8 protein-coding genes are annotated in these 8776 nt (G+C 69.5%); 2 read left to right on the top strand and 6 right to left on the bottom strand.

Features of this window, described 5'->3' with window-relative positions:
• From ACFPZL_RS07600 to ACFPZL_RS07575, 6 genes are all read right to left on the bottom strand, one after another.
• Window positions 1–447 (bottom strand): ABC transporter ATP-binding protein (locus ACFPZL_RS07600; protein ID WP_382335012.1); only part of this gene is annotated, 447 nt, incomplete at its 3' end.
• A gap of 44 nt (window positions 448–491) precedes the next feature.
• Window positions 492–1349 carry an ABC transporter permease gene (locus ACFPZL_RS07595; protein ID WP_218115145.1) on the bottom strand — a complete coding sequence of 286 codons (858 nt, stop codon included), beginning with the start codon at window positions 1347–1349 and terminating at the stop codon, window positions 492–494.
• Window positions 1346–2266 (bottom strand): ABC transporter permease, encoded by a 921-nt coding sequence (locus tag ACFPZL_RS07590; protein WP_382335010.1) that lies wholly within the window; start codon window positions 2264–2266, stop codon window positions 1346–1348. The genes ACFPZL_RS07595 and ACFPZL_RS07590 overlap by 4 nt, the downstream gene beginning before the upstream one ends.
• Window positions 2259–3344 (bottom strand): extracellular solute-binding protein, encoded by a 1086-nt coding sequence (locus tag ACFPZL_RS07585; protein ID WP_218115143.1) that lies wholly within the window; start codon window positions 3342–3344, stop codon window positions 2259–2261. Before ACFPZL_RS07585 ends, ACFPZL_RS07590 begins: the two co-directional genes overlap by 8 nt.
• Before the next feature lie 61 nt (window positions 3345–3405).
• Window positions 3406–4713 (bottom strand): LLM class flavin-dependent oxidoreductase, encoded by a 1308-nt coding sequence (locus ACFPZL_RS07580; RefSeq protein WP_218115142.1) that lies wholly within the window; start codon window positions 4711–4713, stop codon window positions 3406–3408.
• 9 nt (window positions 4714–4722) lie between these two features.
• Window positions 4723–5604, bottom strand: a complete 882-nt coding sequence (locus ACFPZL_RS07575) for an alpha/beta fold hydrolase (protein WP_218115141.1) — start codon at window positions 5602–5604, stop codon at window positions 4723–4725.
• 212 nt (window positions 5605–5816) lie between these two features.
• Between ACFPZL_RS07575 and ACFPZL_RS07570 the strand changes: the two genes are divergently transcribed.
• Both ACFPZL_RS07570 and ACFPZL_RS07565 read left to right on the top strand, forming a co-directional pair.
• The gene (locus ACFPZL_RS07570; protein ID WP_218115140.1) at window positions 5817–7025 is read left to right on the top strand and encodes a flavin reductase; all 1209 of its coding nucleotides are present in this window, start codon (window positions 5817–5819) and stop codon (window positions 7023–7025) included.
• Window positions 7026–7221: 196 nt separating this feature from the next.
• Window positions 7222–8676 carry a purine-cytosine permease family protein gene (locus ACFPZL_RS07565; RefSeq protein ID WP_218115139.1) on the top strand — a complete coding sequence of 485 codons (1455 nt, stop codon included), beginning with the start codon at window positions 7222–7224 and terminating at the stop codon, window positions 8674–8676.
• The last annotated feature ends 100 nt before the right edge of the window (window positions 8677–8776 follow it).

Genomic DNA, 8776 nt, shown 5'->3' with positions numbered 1-8776 from the left:
GCCGGAGAGCTGCGCCGGGCGGCGCTCCCCGAAGCCGGCGAGGCCGACGAGCTCGAGCATCTCGGCGACGCGCTCGCGGCGGGCCTCGCGGCTCCAGCGGCGGATCTTCAAGCCGTACTCGATGTTCGCCGCGACGGTGAGGTGCGGGAACAGCGCGTAGTTCTGGAACACCATCCCGCACTCGCGCTCGGCGGGCGAGAGGGTGGTGATGTCCTCGCCGTCGAAGACGACCGAGCCGGAGGTCGTCGGCTCGAAGCCGGCGAGCAGCTTCAGCAGGGTGCTCTTGCCCGAGCCGCTCGGCCCCAGCAGGGTGACGCACTCGCCCTTGGCGATGTCGAGATCCACCGCATCGAGCGCCGGCGGGCCGGCGTACACCTTGGTCAGGGATCGGATCGAGACGTAGGCGTCCGCCCCGGTGGGGCCGTGGGTGTCGGTCTGTGCGTTCATTTCTGGTCTTTCTGCGGAGTTGCCCTGCGGGACGGGGCGGGCGCTCATCGCCGGCCCCGTTGGAGGAGATTGACGAGCAGCATGAGCAGCACGGTCGCGACGATCACGAGCGAGGAGATCGCCGTGATGACCGGGCTCAGCTCCCACAGGATGGAGTCGAGGATCGCCTTCGGCAGGGTCGTGAGGCCCCGACCGCCGAGGAAGCTGACGAACACGGCCTCGTCGAAGGCCGTGATGAAGGCGAGCAGGCCGCCGGAGGCGATGGACGGCAGCAGCAGCCGGACCGTGATCGTGAGCCAGGCGCGTGCTCGGGAGGCGCCCATCGTGATCGCCGCCAGCTCGAGCTCGATCGGCAGGCGCGCGAGCGCGGCCTGCACCACGAGGAAGGTGAGCGGGTACGAGATGAGCACCGACGCGAGGGTGAGGCCCCAGAAGTTGCGCAGCAGGCCGAACTGCACGAACACGGCGTAGAGCGCGACTGCGTACGCGGCCAGCGGCAGCACCAGCGCGATGAGGCCGGCCCCCTCGATCAGCGAGCGGACGCGCGCCGGGAGCCGCGTGCGCCGCAGCACGAGCGCGGTCGGCACCGCGAGCAGCACCGAGACGAGGGCGGTCGCGATCGAGAGGCGGATCGAGAGCCAGATCGCGTCGCCCCACTTGGGCGTGCTGAAGAGCGTCTCGTAGTGCACCAGGCCCCAGCTCTCGGGCGGGAAGCGCATCAGGCTGTCGCCCGAGAACGACATCAGGATCACCATGACCGCCGGGAAGAGCAGCAGGAGGACGAGGAGGGCGGTGAGCGCCCGCATGAGCGTGCGGCTCCAGCGGTCCAGGGCGCGGATCCCTCGCCGCCCGCGGGGCGCGGTGGCGCCGGTCGAACCGGTGGTCTCGATTTCGGAGGTCATCCCAGCACCGCCTTCAGGGCACGGCCGCCGACGAGTTTCAGACCGCCGAGGAGGACGACGAGCGCGACGACGAGGAGCAGGACGCCGGTGGCGGCGGCCCGCGGGTAGTTGAAGAGTTCGAAGAGGTCCTCTCCGATGAGGGAGGCGACGAAGGGTGTCTGCGTGCCGCCGAGCACGATCGGAGTGATGTAGAAGCCGACGCTGATTGCGAAGACGATGGTGGCGCTCGCGAGGAAGCCCGGCACGCCGAGCGGGGCGACGACCCCGAGCACGGCGCGGGGGTGGCTGGCGCCCATGCTCTTCGCCGCGCTGATGAGCTGCAGGTCGATCGTCGCGAAGCTCGCGAGGAGCGAGAGGGTGGCGTAGGGCAGCATCGCGTAGATCATGCCGACGATGACCGCGAAGGGCGTGTACATGATCTTGAGGGGTTCGTCGACGATGCCGAGCCCGACGAGTACGGTATTGATGATGCCGTTGCGGGCGAAGATCACCGCGAAGATGTAGTTCTTGATGACGACGCCCATGCAGAAGGGGATGAGCACGGCGAGCAGCATGATGTTGCGCCGCAGCTTGGACGGCGTCGCGCGGATGCACCAGGCGAGCATGCTGCCGAGCAGCACGCTGACGACGGTGACGAGGGCGGAGCTCCACAGAGTCGTCGCGAAGGCCTTGCGCGAGGCGCCGCTGCCGAGCACGGCGGCGTAGTTGCCGATCCCGTCCCCCTGCGTCAGGGAGTCGATGACGAGCTTCACCATGGGGTAGATCACGAACACCGCCACCACGACGAGCAGCGGGGAGAGGATCAGCAGGGATCGCCCCCGGCCCAGGTCGATGGACCAGGCGCGCCCGGGGCGGCGCGCGGGCCGGGCAGCGCCCGTACCCGCGCGCCGCCCGGCGACGGACTGCGTGTCAGCCACTGACGACCTCGCGCCAGCGATCCTCGATCTCGCCCTGGTTCTCGGCGTACCAGGCCACGTTGAACGGGGTCGCCGTGTCGAGGTGCGAGTTGACCAGGTTCGCGCTGATCTCCTCGGGCACCAGCGCGAGCGCTGCGTCGTTCGAGACGCCGTAGTTCATCGCCTCGGCGAAGCCGGCGAGGCCCTCGGCGTTCTTCGCGATGCTCACGAGCAGGTCGAACGCCGCCTCCTTGTTGGCGCTGTGCTCGGCGACGGCGAAGACGCCGGGGCTCAGCATGGCGTCGTTCCAGACGATCTCGAGATCCATCCCGTCGCGCAGGAGGCCCGAGGCGCGCCCGCTCCAGCCGAGCACGATCGCCGCATCCTCGTTCTTGATGGTGTTCACGAGCATGTCGCCGCCGTCCCAGAAGACGGTGATGTCGTCGCGGATCGCGTCGATCTTGGTCAGGCCCGCGTCGAAGTCGATCGGCGAGGTCGCGACCTGGTCGAGCGGAGTGCCGTTCGCGATGTTCGCGAAGGTCAGCGACTCGAGCGCCTCGGCCGGCAGGGCGCGCGCCCCCGGGAACGCGTCGGTGTCGAAGAACTCGGCCGCGCTCTGCGGGCAGGCGTCCACCAGTTCCATGTTGCAGACGATCACGACGCCGAGGTTGGCTGAGGTGAAGCCGTAGTCGAGCACCGCGCCCGGCTGCAGGACGCCCTCGAGCTCGGCCTTCACGTCGTCGGGCAGCTTCGCGATGACGCCGTTCTCGTAGCCGAAGAGGGCCTGATCGGCGGGGATCGTGTCGAGGAAGTCCCAGATCTGGTCACCGGTCTGGGCCTGCTGCTGGAGGCCCTGGATCTGCTTGCCGGGGGCGTCCTCGATCGAGGTCGCGATCCCGGTCTCCGCGGTGAAGGGATCGAGGAGGTACTGCTGCGTGGCCTCCGAGTAGCCGCCGCCCCAGCCGACGACGAGGAGTTCCTCGGTCGTCGCGGCGTCGCCGCCTTCTTCGCCCCCGGTCGCGGGGGAGGAGCAGGCGGTCAGGGCCATCAGGCTCGCGGCCGCGGCGGCCAGGAGCGCCACACTGCGCTTGGTTGTCATGGGTTTCTCTTTCCTTTGGGTCTCGGCACGGGGTATCCGTGCCGCCGATCGATGATCAGGTCTAACGGTCGCGCAGTCGCGCGCTCAGCTCGCCGAGGGTGACGTTCCGCCCCTCCCACATGACCGAGGGCTCGGGCGCCTCGCCCCGGAGGACGAAGTGCTCGGCGAGGTTCTCGGCGCCGATGCGGTCGGCATGGGTGACGGCCGGGCCGGATCCGCCGCGCAGCCGGGGCAGCACCTCCTCGGCGAAGAGGGTGAGCGACTTCGTGCCCAGCCACTCGGGCTTGATGTCGGTGTTGGTGTTGAGCAGCACGCGTCCGGCGCCGTAGAGCTCGATCAGCTCGGCGATCCGCTCGCGCACGGTCTCGGGCGAGCCGACGACGAGGTTGCCCTTCTCGACCGCGTCCGTGAACGAGGTCTCGGAAGGCGGCTTGCTGCGGTAGCCGCCGCCGGCGAGCATGCCGCGGAGGGCGCGCTCGGAGAGGTAGCCGGGCGGGAAGCTGTCGTGGAAGGCCGAATCGAAGAAGTTCTGCATCATCCAGTGGTAGTAGGGCTCGGCCTCGGTCATGGCCTGCGCATCGGTCTCGGCCACGTGGAAGGTGATGCCCGCGCAGACCTGAGAGCGGTCGAGTTCGTAGCCGTAGCCCTGCGCCGCTTCGCGCAGCTTGCCGAGCGCGCCCTGGATCGCCTCGCGCGAGCTGATGCCGACCGCCTGGTAGGCGTGGTGGTGCTTCGCGACCATGTCGAGCGTGTCGACCGAGCCGCCGCCGAGGATCACGACGGGCGGGTAGGGCTGCTGCACCGGCCGCGGCCAGAGGTTCACGTACGGGATCTGGTAGTGCTCGCCGAACCACTCGAAGGGGCCGTGCTCGGTGAGCGCCTTCATCAGCAGGTCGTGGCCCTCGCGGTAGCGCGAGCGCGCGGTGGCCGTGTTCATCATGCCGACGGAGTGGTACTGCATGCCGTGGCCGACCGGCAGACCGAAGATCAGGCGCCCGTGCGAGAGATGGTCGAGCAGTGCGATCTCCTCCGCGAGGCGGATCGGGGAGAGGTAGTCGCCGATGATCGGTCCGACGACCCCGATCTTGATGCGCTCGGTGGCGGCCGCGAGGTAGGCGCCCAGCAGCATCGGGTTGCCCAGCAGGCCGATCGGCCCGTTGTGCTGCTCGCTGAACACGCCGCCGTCGAAGCCGAGGCGCTCGGCGAGCCGGATGCCGTCGATCATCTTCTGAATGGTGCGCTGCGCCTCGGCGCCGTTGTAGTTCTCTGCCGTCGGGAGATCGATGTAGTTCGAAGCGGGGCGGAGCTTCGCGGAGGGCACCGCCGGGTGCGCCCCGTTGAACATGACGTGGAATTCGGGCTGTGACATGGTGGTGGCCTACTCGTTGCTCGCGGAGGTCGATCGGATGTGGGCGACGATCGCTGCGGCGACGGCCTCCGGCTGCTCGACGTGCAGCGCGTGGCTCGACGGCTCGTGCGGCGCCGGGCCGGGGATCACCGTGCGTACGGCGCCGGGGATCAGCTCGGCGTAGCGGGCGGCATCGCCCCGGCCGAGCACGCGATCCTCTTCGGCGTCGATCACGAGGCTCGGGATGCCGACGCGTGAGAGCCGGTGCTCGAGCAGCCGGTCGTAGCGGTTCGTGAAGGTCAACAGCGCGAGCGTGGTGTCCTCGCGGTAGCCCTGCACCACGCTCTCGGGGTAGTCGAAGCCGGCGAGCTCGGCCTGCAGGCGATCCGCGCGGCCGTTGGTCAGCAGGTCGATCGCGGCCTCGGGCGTCTGCCGGAACGGATCGGGTCGGGATCCCTCGCCCCGCAGGCCCGCCGGCACGATCAGGGTGAGGCTCGCGAAGCGCTCGGGGTAGACGGTGGCCAGGTGCGCGGCGATGCGGCCGCCCAGCGACGTGCCGACGAGGTGCACGGGCTCGGCGTCGAGCGCGCGGAGGAACTCGTCGTAGTGGAGGACGAAGTCGCCGAAGTCGCGGAAGTGCGCGGGCAGCTCGGAGTCGCCGAAGCCCGGATGCTCGGGCGCGACGAGGTCGACGTGCTGCGCGAGGGTCTCGTGGAACGGCAGCCAGCGCCGGGTGAGTCCGCCGCCGTGCAGGAACAGGACGGTCTCCCCCTGGCCCGCCCGCCGGTAGGCGACCGTGCGGGATCCGTTCGTGCCGGATCCACCCGTGCCGGATCCGAGCTCGAGGTGCTCGGGCTCGGTCCAGTAGGGCCAGTTCCTCGCCGGGGCGATGGTCTGATCCGTGCGGCTCATGGTGCCCGCTCCTTTCTGCGCGACGCGCGTCCGCCCGGTCCCGTTCACTCGGCGAATCGAGATCACAAGTTTGGTTGGACGTCCGTCAAAGATATTATGTGAACACGATAGTGATTGTGAAGTAGCCAGGCAAGTTTCGTGACCGATTCGTGTCCGTTCCCGCTTGGCGCAGGATCGCGCCGCGTGCTGCGGCGCGGGCGGAGAGGATGAGCATGACGACTCACGACGGCGGCACCCGAGCGCCCGAGACGACGCGGCGCGACGAGAAATCCGCCTGGTGGCGGGCGGTGCTCGGCGAGTACCCGACCGGAGTCGCGCTGATCACCTCGCGGACGGACGCGGGCGAGGATTTCGGTCTCGTCGTCGGCACCTTCATGGCGGTCTCGGAGGACCCGCCGCTGATCGGCTTCATGCCTGCGACGAGCTCGCGCCGGGCGGCCATGGTCAAGGCGAACGGCACCTTCTGCGTCAACGTGCTCGGGTACGGGCACGAGCAGCTCTGCCGCGCGGTCGCCGGCAGCGATCCCGATGCCTTCCAGTACGGCAGATGGGATCGCTCGCCCCTCGGCAACCTCCGGCTCGCCGACTCGCTCTCGTGGTTCGAGGGGAGGATCGAGCAGGTCGTCCCCGCCGGCGATCACGAGATCGTCATCGCCGGCGTCGAGGGGCTCGGAATCGGTGACGGCCGATCAGGGATGCCGCTGCTGTTCCTCAAGGGCGGGTACGGCTCCTTCAGCGTGCCGAACGAGGAGTTCGACCTCGCCGCCTTCGCCCTGCGGATGCGGGTGGCCGGCGCGATCGGCGAGATCGTGCAGCACCTCGCCGACGACCTCGGCCTCGAGTGCCTGCTCGCCACCATCGTCGACGATGCCGTCATCGTGCTCTCGGCGGCGAACCTCTTGCCCATGCGCCCGCGCGACGGGCTCGTCGGCATGGTGTTCCCCTTCGCCGCCCCCATCTCGCCCGTACTCGCCGCCTGGGGCGACGAGGCGCGGCAGAAGGCCTGGCACGAGCACGCGCGGCACCTGCTCGGCCGCGTCGATCGGCCCTTGCTCGCGCGGCTGCTCGCGGGCGTGCGGGAACGCGGCTACGCGATCTCGGCGGGTGAGCGGATGGGGCTCGACTTCGACGCGATCACCCACGACCCGGCGAGCACGCGGGCCGACCTCTCGCGGCTCTGGGCGGCCGTCTCGGCCGACGTCGAGCGGACTCTCGACGCCGGAGTCGATGATCCCGGCGTGTTCTCGCTGCAGTTCCCGGTGCTGAATGCGAGTGGCCGGGTCGAGTTCGAGCTCGTCGTCAGCGGGTTCGAGCCCGGCGTCTCGCGACGGCGACTCGATCATGTGATCGCGCAGTCGCAGCGCGCCGCCGAACAGCTGAGCGAACTCGTCGGCGCGCGATTCCCCGGCACGCCCGCGTAGCCCGCCCACAGTTTCCCGACGGATTTCGGACGGATTCCCGACGGGTGGATAACCGACAGCAGACGGATGGCAACGGTGCAACCGACAGCAATATGCGAGCCGATCTCCGAGACGGCCCTTCTGCTCGGGACCGTGCTGATGCCAGAATTGGGGCACCCGCCGCGACGGCGGCGTTTCCGGGAGGCGCACGCAGACCATGTCCGAATCATCCACCCCTGTCACGTCGAAGCTCATCGAGCGCACCGGCATCGAGATCGTCCCCGAATCGGATCGCACGGCCAAACCGCGCGACCTGTTCTGGCCCTGGTTCGCCGCGAACGTGTCGGTCTTCGGCATGTCGTACGGATCCTTCGTGCTGGGCTTCGGGATCTCGTTCTGGCAGGCGACGGCCGTCTCGGTCGTCGGCATCGTCATCTCGTTCCTGCTCTGCGGGCTGATCGCCATCGCCGGCAAGCGGGGTTCGGCCCCCACCATGGTGCTCTCGCGCGCCGCATTCGGGGTCCACGGGCAGAAGGTGCCGGGCATTGTCTCCTGGCTCACGTCCATCGGCTGGGAGACCTTCCTCGCCATCATGGCCGTGCTCGCCACCGCCACCGTGATCTCCCAGCTCGGCGGCGACGGCGACAGCATCGGGCTCAAGGTCCTCGCGACGGTCATCGTCGCCGCGCTCATCGTGACCGCCTCCGTACTCGGCTACCACACGATCATGAAGCTCCAGTCGGTGCTGACCTGGGTCACCGGCGCCGTGACGATCCTCTACGTCATCCTCGCGATCCCGCACATCTCGCTCTCCGCGGTGATGGCGCTGCCCAGCGGCAGCACCGGCCAGGTGATCGGCGCGCTCGTCATGGTGATGACCGGCTTCGGCCTCGGCTGGATCAACATCGCGGCCGACTGGTCCCGGTATCAGAAGCGCACCGCGTCCGACGGCGCGATCGTGCTCTGGAACACGGTCGGCGGCGCGCTCGCCCCCGCCATCCTGGTCGTCTTCGGTCTGCTGCTCGGCGGCTCGGACCCGGAGCTCGCCGTGCTCATCGGCTCGGATCCGATCGGTGCGCTCGCTCTGATCCTGCCGGTCTGGGTGCTCATCCCGTTCCTCCTGACGGCGGTCCTCGCCCTCGTCTCGGGCGCCGTGCTCGGTATCTACTCCTCCGGCCTCACCCTGCTCAGCCTCGGGATCCGGATCCCGCGCCCCAGCGCCGCGGCCATCGACGGCCTCATCCTCACCGCCGGTACCATCTGGGTCGTGTTCTGGGCCGCCGACTTCCTCGGACCGTTCCAGAGCTTCCTGATCACGCTCGGCGTGCCGCTCGCCTCGTGGGCCGGGATCCTCATCGCCGACATCCTGCGTCGCCGCAAGGACTACGACGAGGATGCGCTCTTCGACCCGCGCGGTCGCTACGGCGCGTGGGACTGGGTCTCCATCGGCACGCTCGCGGGCGCCTCGATCGTCGGTTGGGGCTTCGTCGTCAACCTCTTCGCGGAGGATGCGGCGTGGAACAACTGGCAGGGCTACTTCCTCGGTCTGATCGGGGGCAGGGAGGGCGACTGGGCCTACGCCAACCTCGGCGTCTTCTTCGCGCTCGTGCTCTCGTTCTTCGTCACCTGGTTCGCGCGCGCCGGCAGGATCCGGCAGCAGGAGCAGGGGTAGGAGCGCAGGCAGGGGCACGGCAGTGGTGTCAGAGGCAGGCGTGAGCCGCGGGCCCGGCGCCGCTGCGGGCGACGCCGCGGATGCCGCGGAGCGCGCGGCT

Origin of the sequence: Leucobacter soli, from assembly GCF_042659205.1 — a bacterium.
Classification (GTDB): Bacteria; Actinomycetota; Actinomycetes; order Actinomycetales; family Microbacteriaceae; genus Leucobacter; species Leucobacter soli.
This window is presented reverse-complemented; position numbering and strand designations above follow the sequence as displayed.

Bases quoted from the DNA above. Each gene is read 5' to 3' on its own strand.
- ACFPZL_RS07595 (WP_218115145.1), bottom strand. From the start codon at position 1,349: ATGACCTCCGAAATCGAGACCACCGGTTCGACCGGCGCCACCGCGCCC.
- ACFPZL_RS07585 (WP_218115143.1), bottom strand. From the start codon at position 3,344: ATGACAACCAAGCGCAGTGTGGCGCTCCTGGCCGCCGCGGCCGCGAGC.
- ACFPZL_RS07580 (WP_218115142.1), bottom strand. From the start codon at position 4,713: ATGTCACAGCCCGAATTCCACGTCATGTTCAACGGGGCGCACCCGGCG.
- ACFPZL_RS07575 (WP_218115141.1), bottom strand. From the start codon at position 5,604: ATGAGCCGCACGGATCAGACCATCGCCCCGGCGAGGAACTGGCCCTAC.
- ACFPZL_RS07570 (WP_218115140.1), top strand. From the start codon at position 5,817: ATGACGACTCACGACGGCGGCACCCGAGCGCCCGAGACGACGCGGCGC.
- ACFPZL_RS07565 (WP_218115139.1), top strand. From the start codon at position 7,222: ATGTCCGAATCATCCACCCCTGTCACGTCGAAGCTCATCGAGCGCACC.